At 53.6% G+C, this 17,211-nt stretch carries 16 protein-coding genes; all 16 read right to left on the reverse strand.

Annotated elements, in window-relative coordinates:
• Window positions 1-39: 39 nt before the first annotated feature.
• The 16 genes from KXG62_RS02425 to KXG62_RS02500 all read right to left on the reverse strand — a co-directional run bounded on the left by KXG62_RS02425 (window position 40) and on the right by KXG62_RS02500 (window position 17,194).
• Entirely contained in the window at window positions 40-531 is a 492-nt protein-coding gene (locus tag KXG62_RS02425) for a YajQ family cyclic di-GMP-binding protein (RefSeq protein WP_218090333.1), read from the reverse strand.
• A gap of 123 nt (window positions 532-654) precedes the next feature.
• Complete coding sequence (locus KXG62_RS02430) at window positions 655-1,524, reverse strand: helix-turn-helix domain-containing protein (protein WP_281426606.1); 870 nt, start codon at window positions 1,522-1,524, stop codon at window positions 655-657.
• A 57-nt stretch (window positions 1,525-1,581) separates the two neighbouring features.
• Window positions 1,582-2,373: a DUF3388 domain-containing protein gene (locus KXG62_RS02435; RefSeq protein WP_218090335.1), complete on the reverse strand. Its 792-nt coding sequence runs from the start codon at window positions 2,371-2,373 to the stop codon at window positions 1,582-1,584.
• Between the two features lie 88 nt (window positions 2,374-2,461).
• Window positions 2,462-3,298, reverse strand: a complete 837-nt coding sequence (locus KXG62_RS02440; protein ID WP_218090336.1) for a hypothetical protein — start codon at window positions 3,296-3,298, stop codon at window positions 2,462-2,464.
• 108 nt (window positions 3,299-3,406) lie between these two features.
• Window positions 3,407-3,661 (reverse strand): DUF3243 domain-containing protein, encoded by a 255-nt coding sequence (locus KXG62_RS02445; RefSeq protein WP_218090337.1) that lies wholly within the window; start codon window positions 3,659-3,661, stop codon window positions 3,407-3,409.
• A 171-nt stretch (window positions 3,662-3,832) separates the two neighbouring features.
• A complete protein-coding gene (gene ymfI, locus KXG62_RS02450) occupies window positions 3,833-4,591 on the reverse strand; it encodes an elongation factor P 5-aminopentanone reductase (protein WP_218090338.1) in 759 nt (252 codons plus the stop codon).
• Window positions 4,588-5,874, reverse strand: coding sequence for an EF-P 5-aminopentanol modification-associated protein YfmH (gene yfmH, locus KXG62_RS02455; RefSeq protein ID WP_218090339.1), 1,287 nt, complete (start codon window positions 5,872-5,874; stop codon window positions 4,588-4,590). Before yfmH ends, ymfI begins: the two co-directional genes overlap by 4 nt.
• Complete coding sequence (yfmF, locus tag KXG62_RS02460) at window positions 5,875-7,158, reverse strand: EF-P 5-aminopentanol modification-associated protein YfmF (protein ID WP_246627265.1); 1,284 nt, start codon at window positions 7,156-7,158, stop codon at window positions 5,875-5,877.
• Between the two features lie 115 nt (window positions 7,159-7,273).
• The gene (gene sleB, locus KXG62_RS02465; protein WP_218090341.1) at window positions 7,274-8,101 is read right to left on the reverse strand and encodes a spore cortex-lytic enzyme; all 828 of its coding nucleotides are present in this window, start codon (window positions 8,099-8,101) and stop codon (window positions 7,274-7,276) included.
• Window positions 8,102-8,228: 127 nt separating this feature from the next.
• The gene (locus tag KXG62_RS02470) at window positions 8,229-10,820 is read right to left on the reverse strand and encodes an FtsK/SpoIIIE family DNA translocase (RefSeq protein ID WP_218090342.1); all 2,592 of its coding nucleotides are present in this window, start codon (window positions 10,818-10,820) and stop codon (window positions 8,229-8,231) included.
• A gap of 73 nt (window positions 10,821-10,893) precedes the next feature.
• Window positions 10,894-11,124, reverse strand: a complete 231-nt coding sequence (locus KXG62_RS02475; RefSeq protein WP_218090343.1) for a YlzJ-like family protein — start codon at window positions 11,122-11,124, stop codon at window positions 10,894-10,896.
• The gene (locus KXG62_RS02480; RefSeq protein ID WP_218090344.1) at window positions 11,121-11,861 is read right to left on the reverse strand and encodes a ClpP family protease; all 741 of its coding nucleotides are present in this window, start codon (window positions 11,859-11,861) and stop codon (window positions 11,121-11,123) included. Before KXG62_RS02480 ends, KXG62_RS02475 begins: the two co-directional genes overlap by 4 nt.
• 160 nt (window positions 11,862-12,021) lie before the next feature.
• Window positions 12,022-13,698: a ribonuclease J gene (locus KXG62_RS02485; RefSeq protein WP_218090345.1), complete on the reverse strand. Its 1,677-nt coding sequence runs from the start codon at window positions 13,696-13,698 to the stop codon at window positions 12,022-12,024.
• Between the two features lie 212 nt (window positions 13,699-13,910).
• The gene (dapA, locus tag KXG62_RS02490; protein ID WP_218090346.1) at window positions 13,911-14,786 is read right to left on the reverse strand and encodes a 4-hydroxy-tetrahydrodipicolinate synthase; all 876 of its coding nucleotides are present in this window, start codon (window positions 14,784-14,786) and stop codon (window positions 13,911-13,913) included.
• Window positions 14,787-14,805: 19 nt separating this feature from the next.
• Complete coding sequence (dapG, locus tag KXG62_RS02495; RefSeq protein ID WP_218090347.1) at window positions 14,806-16,020, reverse strand: aspartate kinase; 1,215 nt, start codon at window positions 16,018-16,020, stop codon at window positions 14,806-14,808.
• 133 nt (window positions 16,021-16,153) lie between these two features.
• On the reverse strand, window positions 16,154-17,194 hold the full coding sequence (locus tag KXG62_RS02500) for an aspartate-semialdehyde dehydrogenase (protein WP_218090348.1): 1,041 nt from the start codon (window positions 17,192-17,194) through the stop codon (window positions 16,154-16,156).
• Window positions 17,195-17,211 lie beyond the last annotated feature (17 nt).

A 17,211-nucleotide genomic window follows, 5' to 3' on the forward strand; every position in this document is an offset into this window, starting at 1 on the left:
CGAATGGATTCATTCCCAAGGGCTTGTACGGCGACGGCCTTATTTGAAATTGTTAAACTGCAGCTCCAGCGGCAAATCGGCTTTGCGCAGCAGTCCCATTACTTGTTGAAGGTCATCTTTACTCTTGCCGGTCACCCGAATTTGATCGCCTTGAATCTGGCTTTTAACCTTTAATTTGGAGTCGCGAATGAGAATGTTGATCTTTTTCGCATTGTCCTGGTCGATGCCTTGCTTTACTTTAATGCGCTGGCGCACGGTTCCCGATGCAGCAGGCTCGACCTTGCCGTAGTCCAGGTTTTTAAGGGAAATGCCTCGTTTTGCCATCTTCGATTGCAAAATGTCAAGCACGTTCTGAAGCTTGAAATCGTCATCGGACACGACGACAAGCTCTTCCTTCTCCAGCGCAATGCTGCTCTTGCTGCCTTTGAAGTCAAATCGGGTGGCGATCTCCTTCTCGGCCTGATTGATGGCGTTCGCTAACTCTTGCGTATCCAGCTTGGACACGATATCGAATGAATTTTCACTGCTCACGGCGGTGCCCCTTTCCTTCAAAACGAATTTCAAAATTCGTCTGTTCATCTTTCCAAATATTATAGCAAAAAAAGACACGCCAGCACAAAGCTTCGTGTCTTTTCCTATAGCACAACTGCACGCTTACAGCTGCGCGAACTCGATCTGCAGCTTCTTGACGTTCGCTGCGTCGCCTACAATGACCGGCGTACCGTTAATTTTAAGTTCCACGGCATTCGCTTTGCCGAATATCATATACGCCGCATTGTCCAGCTCCCATGTCTTCGTATTGCCGTTCTGGAACGTTCCCTGTTCCACCATTTGCTTGGTAGCGCCGAGGGAATCGAGCTGAATCCAGCAAGCGTCGCCGCTGATGTTCATCTCGATCTTCAATTTCTTCGTATTGGATACGGTATAATAATCGGTACCCCGGTCGCTTTTCACCAGCTTCACTTCCATGGCCGGCGGCGGAGGCGTTTCCGGCGGTTTCTCCGGCGGCTTGCTCTCGGCCAGCGCAGTGGTACCGGAACCGCCTTCGGTCTGAGGCGCAGGCGCAGACGGCTCCGTTTTATCGGTCAGCTTCTTGGACTGTTCTTGCTGTGCATCATTGGCCGCGCCGCCTACATAGCTTTGATTAATGTAGTAATAGATGATCCCGAGGATCAGCACGACGAACGAAATCATCATCACGTTCGATGCCCATTTTCCGATGCGCTCCGTATTGCGGGTCGTTCGTTTGGTGCGGATCGGTTCGATATGCTCAGGCTCCGGCGATGGGATCACGTTCTGGTACAAGCGAAGCACTTCGTTCGGATCGAGACCCACCGCCTCGGCATAGCTCTTAATAAAAGCGCGGACGTAGAAGTTGCCGGGCATAATTTTGTAGTCGCCTTCTTCAATCGCTTCCAAGTACCGCTTGCGTATTTTCGTTGTTTCTTGCAAATCATCCAGTGAAATCTTATTTTCCATCCTGGCTTTTCTAAGCAGCTGTCCAAGGTCGGACACGTCTTTCACCCCTTCCCGTTCATATGGGAACGATCAAGTAGCGGAGGCAAGCCCCGCTTCCAAATCTTAATAATCGTCGAATCCGCTGGTGAACGTTTCGTACGTAATCTCTTCGTCCGGCGTATTGCGCAGCTCTACGATGCAATCGAAATGATCGTACGTATACTGCGATTCGCGAATGAAAATATCCGGATGCTCGATGACTTTCGTCGACGGCATGGCCATAATTTCTTGCAGCAGCGCGTGGTGCTTCTCGTTGGAGCGAAGCGTCGATACGATGCCGTCGATAATAAAGACGTTGTTCGGGGTCATCTCGTCCTCGGAAAGCTGGCTGCGCACCGTTTGCCGAAGCAGCGTAGAAGAAACGAACGTCCAGCGCTTGTTCGAGCAGACGCTGCCGGCAATAATCGATTCGGTTTTGCCCACGCGCGGCATGCCCCGCAATCCTACGACGCGGTTGCCGTCCCTCTTGAACAGCTCGCCCAAAAAATCGACAAGCAGACCCAATTCGTCGCGAGTAAACCGGAACGTCTTGCGATCGTCCGAATCCCGTTCGATATAGCGGCCGTGGCGAACCGCCAAAATATCGACCAGCTTCGGAGGTCTTAAGGCAGTAATAGTTATATTATCCACCTTTTTCAACATTTTACCCATAAGTTCAATTTTTTCTTCATCATTGGTTTGCAAAAGCAACCCTCGGGTACGGTCTTCCACCCCGTTGATCGTCACGATATTAATATCGAGCATCCCCATCAGCGAAGCGATGTCGCCAAGCAGACCGGGGCGGTTTTTATGAATACGGTATTCCATATACCATTGTTTCATTTCATTCGAGTGGCTGTTCACTTCTGGGATCATAGTAACCAAGTCTCCGTTCTAATTTTGTCAGTTGTTACGAAAATATTCTACAATATTCGCCAAACTCCTCCCTAGGGACAAAATAAAGTTACAAATTCTTTACGATCTTTACTTCATTGTCCGCATAAGGCTGATTGCCGGGCTTCCAGCTTCTATTTTGCATCATGTCGAGCAATCCTGACAGGATGGCATCCCACTGCTGTTCGACGCCGGTAGCGGCCATATTGACGATCGGTATCGACAAATTTTTCAAACGGTTCATGGCCGCTTGTTCGAGCGTTGCGTAAGTGACAATCCAGCTTGCTCCATGCTGCCGCGCCTGAAATTGAAACTGGGGATACCAGCCTTCGGCATCCGTCAGCGTTATGTATTCGGCTTCCTCGGAGGGAGCCCAATCCGATGGAATCGGCTTGGTCGATTGCGTAACCCATTCGATGATTCGCCCGGAGACAAGCTGCTGGCGTACCCATACGTCCCATTCGGCATGCAGCCGTGCCTGAGGCACCTGCTTCAGCATGATGTGGTCGAATGGCACCGCCGTCGCCTCCTGCGCCGGCAGGTCGTCAAGCATAATCCATTTTCGGCTGGTGACTTGCTGTGCCGTCGGCAGCACACTCTCCATCAGCGCGTGGCCGATCACTACAATATAATCGTACGGAACGGATTTGATTTTATCCCACTGCGCTTCCGACAGTTCGCTCGTATCGCTCATCCATTCGAAGGCAATGTGGTTCGTATCTCTCCATTTCACCAGGGAAGCGTTCAGCTTGCTTTTCGCCGCATCCGGGAATGCAGAGCCGGTAATGACCAATAAGGAAGACTTGCTTTGCAATAGCTGCGGATCGATTGCGGGAATGTGTTTGCCGCAGGCCGCTAGCATTACTAAGATACATATGCAGACAACGATCGTTTTTGCCAATCTCATGAATCTTTTCCTACCTCTTTCCGCTTATGGACAAAATGTGATTTCATTATAGCAGAAATCGTAAGGAAAAGCCCCCTTGGCAGGAGGCTTCAAATAATAGCGTATAAGTTAGGCGTTGGCTTTGGCCAGCTTGACCATCGCTGTGGCCAGCACTTTGCGTTCTTGCTCGTCGCATACGTCCCACAGCTCTTTAAGCACACGCTCTTCTTTGTTTTCCGGGTCGATTTTATCGGACAAAAATTCACCGATCTGGAAGGCGAGATTGGAGATCGTTTCTTCCGTCATACCCGCTTGTTCAGCTTGCTTCACACGTTCACCCAAAAATTCTTTCCAGCGTTCAAATACTTTCAGCACTGTGGCCATGCTCGATTCCTCCTTTGGTTTGTTGATCGCCGCAGATCGGCTGCGTTTGGCACGCAGCACGAGCATACGTGGTCGTTACAAAGTTAATGTTCGCTAAAGGAGCGGAATTTATTCTGACGGCACACCTTCTTGCTTAGGCAAAGATCGCTGGAAATGATGCCATTGCTCGGGTCAAGTAAGAAAACCGCCGTTCGGGCTTATGATTTGCCCCGTAATATAGCTGGATTCCGGCAGGGCGAGAAAATAAACGAGCGAGGCGATTTCATCGGGCTGAGCAAACCGGCCCAGCGGAATTTCGTTCTCGATGGCTGCTTTTTCCTGCTGGTCAAAGCCGGCCATCATCGCCGTATCCACCACGCCGGGCGCAACCGCATTCACGGTGACGCCGGAAGGGGCGAGCTCCTTCGCCAGCGCTTTGGTGAAAGCATTGATGCCCCCCTTGGCGGTGGAATAAGCCACTTCGCACGAGGCTCCGGCAATGCCCCAAATCGATGAGACATTGATGATCCGGCCGTATTTTTGCGAAATCATCGGCTTCATGAACTGCTGCGTCATCAGAAACGTGCCTTTCAGGTTAATGCTCATCAGCTCGTCCCACTGCGCCTCGGTCATATCCGATAGCAAGCCGTAATGGGCGATCCCCGCATTATTGACTAAAATATCCGGAATCATCCCGTGATGCTCCAGCTTCTCGCGCATCCGTTCGATCTGTTCCAGCGAGCGCAAATCGGCAGTGACCGTCAGCACGCGCGAGCCTTGCTTCATGCAGCTGCGGGCAATTTCGTTGGCAGCCTCATGCGATTGCAAATAATGAATGATAATGTTCATGCCGACGGAGGCAAAACGATGGGCGATCGCCGCGCCAATGCCGCGGCTCGCCCCCGTAATCAATACCGTTTGCTCCGTAAACGGCTTCGGATGATTCGTCACTTCGCTTCACTGGTCACAAGCGAGACCGCCATCTGGTTCCAGTTAAAATGCTGCTTCAATAATTCGTTCACGTCCTCTATCGTCAAGCTTTCGTACACCGGCAAAATATCGAACAGATCGACCCCTTTGAACCGGTATTGCGTAAACTGGTTGGCAATCGCTTCCGGTGAGTTCAACAGCCGCAGGAAGGCACCGATTTTTTTCTTCTTGCTGCGCTCGAAGTCGGCCGCATTCACGCCCGTTGCCTTCACTTTATCGATCTCTTCCCGAACCATGGCAATCATCTGTTCGGGATCCTTCGTGTCGCCGCCGAGGACGGAAAACGCATAGCCCTCGGCAATGTTGTATTCGGAACCGAAGTTATCCGAAATCAACTGCTCGTCGTACAGCTTCTGATAAATGGCCGAGCTGGGGCTAAGGAGCAGATCGAGCAGCACTTTCATCGCAAGCTCCCGCTTCAGCATCGGAGTACCGCGCAGCGGCTGATCCGGCTCCTTGCAGCCGAACAAGCATTTGGGCAATGACACGGGCAGCACGGTGACTTTCTTCGGCTCTTTGACCGATGCCGGTTCATCCTCGAAGTAACGATGAATCGTCCCTTGCGGACCGTACGACTTGCCGTTCTGGTTCGCCCGGACCAGCTCCATGATCTCTTCGGCATTCACCCCGCCGACGACGAACAGAATCATATTGCTCGGATGATAAAACGTATGGTAGCAATCGTACAGCATTTCTTTCGTAATCTTCGCAATGGATTCGATCGTCCCCGCGATGTCGATATGAACCGGATGCTTGTGATACATCGTTTCGATCAAGCCGAAATACGAGCGCCAGTCAGGATTGTCCTCGTACATTTTGATTTCCTGGCCAATAATGCCTTTTTCCTTCTCGACGTTCGCATCGGTGAAATAAGGATTTTGCACAAAATCGATCAGCGTGGATAAATTTTCTTTAATTTGTCCGGTCGCGGAAAACAAATAGGCTGTGCGATCGAAGCTCGTAAACGCGTTCGCCGAGGCGCCCTGCGCAGCAAACACCGAGAAGATATCGCCTGTCGGCTCTTCGAACATTTTATGCTCCAGAAAATGGGCGATGCCGTCCGGAACATGCTGCTTCGTTCCGCCTTCCACTTGGAACGTGTTGTCGATCGAACCGTATTTGGTTGTGAACGTCGCGTATGTTTTCTGAAATCCTTCTTTGGGCAAAACGACGACCGTCAGCCCATTCGGAAGCTGCTCCGTATAGAGCGTCTCGCGTACGTGAGGATAAGGGACGACTTGCATTTAGGCTTCCCCCTTTTTATCGCGCAAAAAATAAACGGTATCCAGTTCCACTTGCGCTGCCATTTCCTGAATGCGGCTTTTGTCGATCGCTTCGACCGCTTCAATCAAAGCGGGAACGGTGCGGCTGGCTCCCGACAAGATGTTGTTGAAATCGAAGGAGATCAGCTCGAATGCGGAATCCTGCAGCTCGCGCAGATGGCTCGTGATCATTGCCTTGGTCTGCTGCAGCTCGGTGTCGCTGATCCGGCCTTCTCTCATCGCCTGAAGCTGTTCCTTGATGATGGTAACGGCTTTCTCGTAATTGCCGATCTCAATGCCCGACTGAATCGTCAAGATGCCCTTGTGGCCGTCCAGGCGGGAAGAAGCGTAGTAGGCCAGGCTTTCTTTCTCGCGCACGTTTGTAAACAGTTTCGAATGCGGATAGCCGCCCAGAATGCCGTTATACATTAATGCGGCTGCATACGATTCGTCGCCATAGGAAGTGTTGATGCGCAGCCCCATATTCAACTTGCCTTGATTGACATCGATGCGTTCCACGACTTCCTTGATTTGCGCCACATTGCGGTGCTCCGATTTTCTGGAATAGGCCGCCGATGTGCCGCTATGCACGTGAAAATAACGCTCGATCAGCGGAAGCACCTGCTGCAAATTCGTATGCCCGACGACGTAAATATCGATCGGCGAGTTTTGCAAAAACGAACGGTAGCGGTCCATGAGGGTATCGGCGTCAATGTGCGGCAAATCTGCGATTTTGCCGAGCGGATGCAGCTTGTAGGGCTCTTCGCTGCACATCTCTTCGATGCAGCGCTCCGCGGCGTAACGGATTTTGTCGTTCACGATGGCTTCCAGCCGTTTTTGCAGCGTCGTCTTCTCCGATTCGACGTACTTCTTCACGAATGTATCGCCTTCAAGCGCCGGCTGCGTCACCGCCTGGCCAAGAAATTCAACCGCCTGCTCCAATAGCGATTCGCTGCTCGAGACGAATGCGTCCTGGATGACATCCATGCGGAACTGTACCATCTGATAATCGCCACGCTTGTAAATATCGAAGCCGAAGCCGGCACCGTACAAATTATCGAGCTGCTCGCGGAACCGTTTCGTCTCAGGGTAGGCCTGGCTGCCTCTGCGCAGCACGAACGGAATGAGCGCCGTCGCCGTCACCGTATCTTCCTCCAGCGGGCATCCGATATAGACGGAAATCGCGAATGTTTTGAACTGCTGTGTAGGAAGCACGTGAACGCGTATATTGCCCGACGTACCGCGCTCGAAATGTATTTGCTTCAAAGGCGAAACAACTCCCTTCATAGTCCGTGATTACCTTCCTTTCATAACTATTCCATTATATTCCTCCAGAAATAGAAGAAGCAACCTTCGGAACAGGTTACTTCTATCCAATGCCTTATTTACAAAAAATATGTTTGCCGATTTGCTTCACTTGCGGCCGGCTCCAAATCCACTTGGACGTTGCTGTGACCGGGTTAAAGTAATAAATGCAGCCCCCGGTCGGATCGGAACCGTTCAGCGCTTCCAGCACCGCTTTTTTGGACGATTCGTCCGGTGTCAGCCAAATTTGGCCGTCGGCGACCGCCGTAAATGCCCCCGGCTGAAAAATTACGCCCGAGACGGTATTCGGGAAGCTGGCATGCTTCACCCGATTCAGAATGACCGCAGCTACGGCCACTTGGCCAATGTACGGCTCGCCCCGCGCTTCGCCGTGCACAGCATTGGCCATCAGGTTCAAATCCTGCTCCGACAAGCCGAGCTTGGTCGAAGGCGCCATGCCGGCATTCGTCGAAGCAGGCGGCTGTACGGCTTCTCCCCCTCCGCCGCCACCGGCGCCTCCGGCAGCCGATCCCGTGCCGCTTTGCGAACCTGGCAGCCAAGGCGGCAAATCCGCGGCGGACGCTTTCCAATCCTTCGTCGCTTCCCACAGCTTCAGCTTCGTCTTGCTGCCGGCAACGCCGTCCGCCTGCAAGCCAAACTCGGACTGGAACCATTTGAGCGATTTCAGCGTCTTATACCCGAAATCGCCGTCGACCTTGCCGCTATAAAAGCCCAGATGCTTCAATCGCCCCTGGAGCTCATATACATCCGCCGTTCCGCTGGCGCCGTAGCGAATTTCATTGGCGCTGAACGTCTGCGTCGTATTCATTCGATGTTTCAGCTCGATACCGGCGATTAATACCAGCACCAAGCACACGGTAATCACGATCAATCGCTTGTTCATTTCCGATTACTCACCCTTCTCTCCAACGTAATTGGCAACCTTTTTAAGGTTATTATGAGAAAGGGAGTCAGCTTCTATTCAGCAAAAAGAGGGAATGCTTGGGCATTCCCTCTCGGCGGATCGCCTATTATGAGCTCATCCGGTTGATCTGATACTGTTCCATTGTTACGAGTACTTCCCTCGGCTTGCTCCCCTCGTAAGGGCCGACGATGCCGCGGGCTTCCATCGTGTCGATCAAACGGGCAGCCCGTGTATAGCCGACGCGCATTCTGCGCTGCAGCAGCGAGACGGACGCCTGCTTCGCCTCCAGTATGATTTGAACGGCCTGGTCGTACAGTTCGTCCTCGAACTGATCCTGCCCTTCCGGCTGCTCTTCCACTTGCGGCACCATGTCTTCGACATAGTTCGCTTGACCTTGCGTCCGCACGTAGTTGACGACCGCTTCAACCTCCGGATCGGACAAGAACGCGCCTTGCACCCGAACCGGCTTGGAAGCGCCCATCGGGAGATACAGCATATCCCCGCGGCCGAGCAGCTTCTCGGCGCCGACCATGTCAAGAATCGTCCGCGAGTCGACCTGGGACGATACGCCGAACGCAATCCGCGACGGAATGTTCGCTTTGATGACGCCTGTAATGACGTCGACCGACGGACGCTGCGTAGCGATAATCAAGTGAATGCCGGCGGCCCGCGCCATCTGCGCCAAGCGGCAGATGGAGTCTTCGACGTCGTTTGCCGCCACCATCATCAAGTCCGCAAGCTCGTCCACGATGACGACAATATACGGCAGCGGAGCGCCGCTCTGCGTCTCGACCAGCATCGAGTTGTAGCCTTCGATGTTGCGCGTGCCGCTCTTGGAGAACAGCTCGTATCGTTTCTCCATCTCCACCACGACTTTTTTGAGTGCCAGCGACGCCCGCCTCGGGTCGGTCACGACCGGCGCGAGCAAATGCGGAATTCCGTTATAGACGTTCAGCTCGACCATCTTCGGGTCGATCATCAAAAACTTCACTTCATCCGGCTTGGCTTTGTACAGTACGCTTGTAATAATGCCGTTGATGCAAACCGACTTACCCGAGCCGGTAGCTCCGGCTACGAGCATATGCGGCATACGCGCCAAATTGCCGACGATCGGCTGTCCGGAAATATCGCGGCCGAGCGTGATGGACATCTTCGCGGCCGAATCCTGGAATGCCGGACTTTCCATGACTTCGCGCATGGTAACGACCGATACTTCCGTATTCGGAACTTCGATGCCAATCGCGGACTTGCCGGGGATCGGTGCTTCCATCCGAATGTCTTTGGCTGCCAGCGCCAAAGCGATATCGTCAGTCAAACTGACGATCCGGCTCACCTTCACCCCGACGTCCGGCTGAATCTCATAACGGGTGACGGCCGGGCCGCGCACCACTTCAAGCACCTTCGCGCGAACGCCGAAGCTCTCCAGCGTCGCCTCCAGCTTGCGCGCCACTGCCTTGTAGTCGAGCGCATCCGCCCCTTTGCCTACCGCCGGCTTCGCCAGCAGCTGCAGCGACGGCAGCTCGTAAGGGATTTCGAGCGGCTTGTTGCGGATATCGAATTCTTCTCCGGACAGATCCTCTTCTCCGTCCGGGGGCGCGTCGGCGTCTGCCGCTTTGGCCGACTTGGGTTTCGCCGCTGGTGTGGAGGATGCCGCAGCAGCGGCAGACGGCTTGGCCGCGATCGAGCCGAGCTCGTTCTCCTGCTTGACCTGCTCCTGAAAATCGCGGATAACCGGTATCGCATAATCCGCTTCCGGCTCTTCGTAATCCGCTGCGCCGCCCTTCAGGGTGTCGGGGTAGGCCGGGTCCGGCTCCGCGGAATAGACGGTAACCTCTGCCGGGACTTCCTCTGCGGCACGGCTGCCCGCCTTCGCCGGTTTCCCCTCTTTGCCTGCGGAAGGATTGATCAATTCGAAGAACATCGAACGCTTTTTGCCTGTCTTCCGTTCTTTGCGCTCCGGACGCAGCGTCTCCTCGTCGAACTCGTCATCCATCGGGAAAAAGGCAGGCTGCGGCTTCTTCCTCTTGTCCTGCGGCGCTTCCGCCGCTTTTTTCCGCGGCTTGCTTTGCTGCATGATTCGTTTTATGTATTGGCCCAGAAGCGTGTCCGCGAACGACTTGCGTCCCCGAATCCGCTCCACCAAATCGCCCACCGAGATGCCGGTGACGAGGATGAAGCCGGAAACGAACAACGTGTATTGCAGCAGCCGCGCTCCCAGGTTATCGAACAGAAAGTGAAACACGGCGTACAAGAACGCGCCGATCATGCCGCCCCCGACCCCATCGGTGAGGATCGTTTGTCCCCCGGGCTTGGAGCCCAGCCCCGATACCAGGCTTGACCAGGTTTGGGACAAAATTTGCCCGTCCGTAAAATTCCCTTTGGGAAACAACTGGGCGAACAGGCTGATATGGCTCATCAGCAGCAGCGAAAGCAAAATGAGCAGCACCCCGGTCTTGCGGGACGTTCGCCACACGGGCCATTCCCGTTTCATCATCACATACAGTCCGGCATATATGAATATCAGCGGAATGATAAAATCCCACGTTCCAATCACAAAACGGAACAAATACGTCAGCGAACGGGCAACCGACCCTTCCCGGGATAAAGCGATAATCGATAATGTCAATATGACGATGCCGTATAGTTCGAATTTCAGGTTCGTCTTGATGCCTTTGCCTCGTTTTCTGCGTTTGGCCAAGGTCGCTCACCCCCAAGACACTATTATACCATAAACTGGGGAAGAGCTGAAACGAGCCTTTTGCATCTTGTTGTTAGCCCTGCAGTACCGGTTGAAACTCAATCATTCTTCCCGGCGCATACTGCGGGTTCAAGAAATCTTGCGGGTTGCAGCTCAGAAGCCGAACGATCATCGCCTGATGTCCGTTCATCGGCTGTACCTGCATCGTTACCCCGTTAATGGCGATTTCGACTGTCTGGGACTGCTCGACCGCCTCCATATTGTCCATAACCGCTTCCAGCGGAAGAATGCTGTAGTGAATCATTGCATCAGACCTCCCGATTGGCCGTTGCGCCGTTCCTCAATCAACCGGTTCAGCTCGCGGATGCCTTCGCCGATCCCGCCAAGCCGGTTGATCAACCCGTACTTCACCGCATCCGGGCCGACGACGGTTGTTCCGATGTCTCGCGTCAGCTCACCGGTCTTGAACATCAGTTCCTTGAATTTCTCCTCGGAAATTTGGGAATGCCCGGTTACGAAGCGAATAACCCTCTCCTGCATCTTATCCAAATATTCAAATGTTTGCGGTACGCCGATGACGAGGCCGTTCAGACGAATCGGGTGAATCGTCATCGTCGCCGTCTCTGCGATCAGCGAATGGTTCGATGCGACGGCAATCGGCACGCCGATGCTGTGCCCGCCGCCTAATACGAGCGTGACCGTCGGTTTGGACAACGTGGCGATCATCTCGGCGATGGCAAGTCCTGCCTCCACATCTCCGCCTACCGTGTTCAAGATGATCAGAACACCTTCGATTTTCGGATTTTGTTCGGCCGCCACGAGCTGCGGGATCAAATGTTCGTACTTGGTCGTCTTATTTTGCGGCGGCAGCACCATATGCCCTTCGATTTGTCCGATGATCGTCATGCAAAAAATGTTCGATTCGCCGGACGGCGTTGCGGTTTGCCCCAGCTGCTGAATCGTTTCGACGGCTGCGCTCTTTTTGGCTTCCTCGGCCGATGGCGGCTGCTGTTCCAATTTATTGTTAGACAATGTGTACATGCCGGGTATCCTCCCATGGTCTGATTTCTCCCATAGTATGGTTGTCCCGCCTTAAATTATGCACCACCTCGCATAAAAAAGACCTCGCGAATGACACACTCGCAAGGTCGGTGAACGGTTAAGCTATATGCAATGAACGGGCTATGACTGGTGGTTTGAATCAAACTTCCATAATAATTGGAAGAATCATTGGTCTTCTTCTGGTTTGTTCATATAAAAATCGTCCTAATGCGTCTTTCACATGTGTCTTCAGCGAAGCCCATTCGTTAACGTTCTCGTTCATCAAACGTTGAAGCGTGTTCGTTACGATACGGTTCGCCTCGTCAAGCAGCCCTTCGGATTCGCGCACATAGACGAAGCCGCGCGAAATGATGTCCGGGCCGGACAAAATAGCGCCGTCCTGCTTGCTGAGCGTTACGACGACGACCAGGATGCCGTCCTGCGACAGCAGCTTGCGGTCGCGCAGTACGATATTGCCGACGTCGCCTACGCCGAGGCCGTCGATCAATACGTTGCCTGCCGGCACTTTGGAGCCTTTACGGGCTGCGCCATCCTGAACTTCGACCGTGTCGCCATTGTCGATAATGAAAATATCTTCTTTGGCTATGCCGACCGATTCCGCCAGCATGCCGTGCTGGCGAAGCATCCGATATTCCCCGTGAATCGGGATGAAATAGCGCGGCTTCATGATGTTGAGCATCAACTTCAGCTCTTCTTGGCTTCCGTGTCCGGAAACGTGCACGCCGGTGATCGAACCCGGACCGTAAATCACATGGGCCCCGATCCGCATCAACTCATCGACAGTTCGTCCCACGTACCGCTCGTTCCCTGGAATCGGCGTCGCAGCGATAATGACCGTATCTCCCGGCAAAATATCCACTTTGCGGTGAGTCGAACGGGCCATCCGGGTCAAAGCCGACATCGGCTCTCCTTGGCTGCCGGTGGACAAAATCACGACGCGATCCGCCGCAAGCTTGTTCACTTCTTCCGGCTCGATCAGCATTCCGTCAGGAATACGGAGATATCCAAGCTCGCTGGCGATCGTTACGACGTTCACCATGCTGCGTCCGATGACCGTCATTTTCCGTCTCGTAACTTCAGCGGCGTCGATCACCTGTTGAATCCGGTGAATATTGGATGCAAACGTCGCGATAATGACCCGCTGCTTCGCTTTGCGAAACACTTCTTCGATCTCCGTGCCGACGCTTCTCTCCGACCCGGTATATCCCGGCCGCTCTGCATTCGTGCTATCGGACAAGAGTGCGAGCACGCCTCTGGCTCCGATCGCCGCCATCCGGTGCAAATCGGCATACTGCTCATTGACCGGCGTTTGATCGAACTTGAAGTCGCCCGTGTGCACCACATTGCCTTCCGGCGTTTCGAGGCACACGCCTACGGAATCCGGAATACTATGGTTGGTCTTGAAGAACGTGGCGTTCATGCAGCCGAGCTTCAGCTCCGAATCCGACGTAATAACGACACGTTTCGTTTCTCCAAGCAGATTGGCTTCTCTCAGCTTCGTTTCGATCAAACCCAGAGTCAAGCGCGTTCCGTATACAGGAACGTTCAAATGCTTCAGTACATAAGGTAATCCGCCGATATGGTCTTCGTGACCATGGGTGATGATAATGCCTCTGACTTTATCCCGATTCTCTGTCAGGTAGGAAATGTCCGGGATTACAATATCGATCCCGAGCATGTCTTCCTCCGGAAATTTCAAACCGCAATCGATCACTACGATATCGTTTGCGTACTGCACCACATACATATTTTTGCCGATTTCACCCACGCCGCCCAGGGCGAAAATCGTAAGTTTGTCTATATTTTTTTTGGACAAGTAAATAAACCTCCTTGGAATTAATTGACGACGATATTTTTGTATGAACAAAAAACCAATATACCGCACCAGTCACTTGCCATCATTATACATGATCAAAATAAGCAATTACAAGTTAGCTGCCTTCAAGGCCGAATCCCCTCGGTAAGCGTATTGTTTCCCAAAACAATAAAACCGATGCCGGAATGGCACCGATTTTGCCTCAAAAGAGCTCATTCAAACAGCGTTGCAATGAACTGTCCTTCTTTTTCGGTTACATCCACGAGCGGCAAGCGTACGCTTCCAACCCTAATGCCTTTATGGTTCAATGCGAATTTCACAGGAGCCGGGCTCGGTACGCGATGCGGACAAAAGAACAATCCGCGGAATACCGGCAACAGCTTGCCGTGAAGCTTCGCCGCCTCTTGAACATTTCCCTGTAAATAGAAGTTTATCATACTTTTCATTTCTTTTCCAATGACATGGCTCGCAACGCTTACGATGCCATGGGCGCCAACGGCCAGTGCAGGCAAAGCCGAGCTGTCGTCTCCGCTGTACACCGTAAATCCTGGCGCAGCCCCGCTTACAATCTGGGTCAGCTGGTCCGTGTCAGCGCAATCTTTCGTAGCCACGACATTCGGAATGTGCGACAGACGGATGGTCGTATCGGGATCAATGTTGATTCCCGTGCGCCCCGGAACGTTATAAAGAATAACCGGGATGCTGACCGACTCGGCAATCGCCTTGAAATGCTGGTACAGCCCTTCCTGCGACGTACGGCTGTAATAGGGGGCGACAAGTAGCAGCGCATCGACGCCGAGCTTCTCCGCCTCCTGCGACAAATGAATCGAATGGGCGGTATCGTTGCTGCCCGTTCCGGCAATAATTTTGTAACGGCCGTTGGCGTGCTTTACCGCCGCGGCGAACAATCCAAGCTTCTCTTCCTCTGTCAACGTCGGCGATTCGCCCGTCGTGCCGCAAATAACGAGGCTGTCGCTTTGCTGCTCGTCGATCGCGTAATCCATCACCTTTTCGAATGCGGCCCAATCTACCTGCAAGTTGTCGTCAAAAGGCGTTACCAACGCTGTTATCAGTCTTCCGAAATCCACGACAAGTCCTCCTAATCATTCATCTGTGCAATGCAAACTGTCTATGAAGCGCGCGCACCGCCTTCGCCATGTCTTCTCCCTGGACAAGCACCCAGATCGTGGCATGCGAATCGGCGGATTGCAGTATCTGTATATCTTCACCCGTCAATGCTTCGACAATATTCGCCATAATGCCCGGCACGCCGCTCATTCCTCCGCCGATGACGGACACTTTGGCGCAGTGTGGCGTAAGATAAGGCTCGTAGCCAAGCTGGCGCAGCGTGTCCGCCGCTCGCCGTGCTTCATGATCGAATACGGTATACACGACGCCGGACGGGTTGACATTGATAAAATCGACGCTGATCCGCTGCAGCGCCATCGCTTTGAATACACCGAGCTGCAGGTCGTAGCTGCCTTCCTGCGCCAGCACTTGGATTTGCGTAATATTCGCGGCGTTGGCTATACCCGTCACGAGGCGGTCCTGTACTCCGGCTTCGCCCTTGATCGCATCCGGGTGCGTCACAAGCGTTCCCGGTTCTTTCGTGAACGTCGATCGTACGCGCACCGGAATGTTCGCGTGCATCGCCAGTTCGACGGCGCGGGGATGAATCACTTTGGCGCCGAGATGCGCCATATTGCATATTTCCATATACGATACGGCGGACAACGGTTTGGCCTCGGACACAATGCGCGGATCGGCTGTCAAGATGCCGCCGACATCTGTGAAAATATCGACGATCTCCGCCCGGAGCGCCGCGCCGAGTGCTGTCGCCGACGTATCGCTGCCTCCCCGGCCCAGCGTAGTGAAATCCCCTGCTTTGGAAGCTCCCTGAAAGCCTGCGACAATGACAACGTTTCCTTGATCCAGCAGCTTCAGGATGCGTTCGGGATGAATCGACAATATTTGCGCATTCCCGAAGTCGTCATTCGTTACAATCCCCGCCTGCGCTCCGGTCAATGCGGCCGCCGGAATGCCCTCGGCCCGGAGCAGGCTGCACAAGGTAGCCGCAGAGATCAGCTCGCCGCAGCAGAGCAGCATATCTTTCTCCCTGTCGGGCAGCCCTTCGCCATTATGGCTTATCCAATCCAATAAAGTGTCCGTTGCGTAAGGCTCTCCCTTACGCCCCATAGCCGATACGACGACGACGAGTTTGTATTGTTGCTGCAGCGCATCTCGGATGTGTTCGATAACGTGTGCTCTGGCTTCGGCTGTGGATAAGGACGTGCCTCCGAATTTCTGCACCAAGATCTTCATCCAAAGATCCCCCTTCTCCATCAAAGCCTGCAATGAAATAGGCAAAAACCTGGCTTCCCATGCGTCACAGGAAGCCAGCATAAACCGACAGCGGCGCGCCTAATACCGGGGCGAATCCGCTGTGGCGTATCGATTAGTTTTCTTCTATAGCAATATATTCCGCAATCTGCACCGCATTCCAAGCCGCGCCTTTCAGCAGATTGTCGGAAACGATCCACATGTTGAGCGCGCGCGGGTTGCTCAAGTCGCGGCGAACCCGGCCGACGAACGTCTCCAGTTTGCCCGCCGCTTCGGTTGCAAGCGGATATACTTGCTCCGCCGGATTGTCCTGGAGCACGATGCCCGGCGCATCCGCAAGCAGCTGCTTCACTTCTTCAACGTCAAAATCCGACTTGAGCTCGACGTAGACCGACTCGGAATGTCCGTAAACTACGGGTACCCGCACACAGGTTGCAGTCACTTCAAGGGAGTCGTCGCCCATGATCTTCTTCGTTTCGTTGATCATTTTCATTTCTTCGTAAGTAAATCCGTTCTCGACGAATTTGTCGATTTGCGGAATCGCGTTAAACGCGATTTGATGCTTCTTCGGAAGCGCTCCGACCGGCAAAATTTGCGGTTCTACTTCGTTGCCGTTCACGATTTCCTTGGATTGGCGCAGCATCTCGTCAATCGCGCGCGCGCCTGCACCGGATACCGCCTGATACGTCGAAACGATGATGCGGGAGATGCCATACCGGTCATAGAGCGGTTTCAGGGTTTGCACCATCTGAATCGTCGAGCAGTTCGGGTTGGCGATGACGCCTTTATGTTCGTTGATTTTGTCCATGTTGACTTCCGGCACGACAAGCGGCGTCTCCGGATCCATACGGAAAGCGCTCGTGTTGTCGACGCATACCGTTCCGCGCTTGATCGCCTCCGGCACGAGCGCCCGGCTGACGTCGCCGCCAGCGCTGAACAGCGCAATGTCGACGCCATCGAAGCTTTCCGGCTTCGCTTCTTCCAGCGTAATTTCACGGCCTTTAAAGGAAAGCTTCGAGCCTGCGGAACGGGCCGAAGACAACAGCTTCAATTCGTTAATGGGGAAATTCCGTTCTGCGAGCAAGCGGAGAATTTGTTCTCCTACGGCACCTGTTGCGCCCACGACTGCGACATTGAATAACTTTTGATTCGACATAAGTTGTCTCTCCCCTG

This window comes from Paenibacillus solanacearum (assembly GCF_910593845.1).
Classification (GTDB): domain Bacteria; phylum Bacillota; class Bacilli; order Paenibacillales; family NBRC-103111; genus Paenibacillus_G; species Paenibacillus_G solanacearum.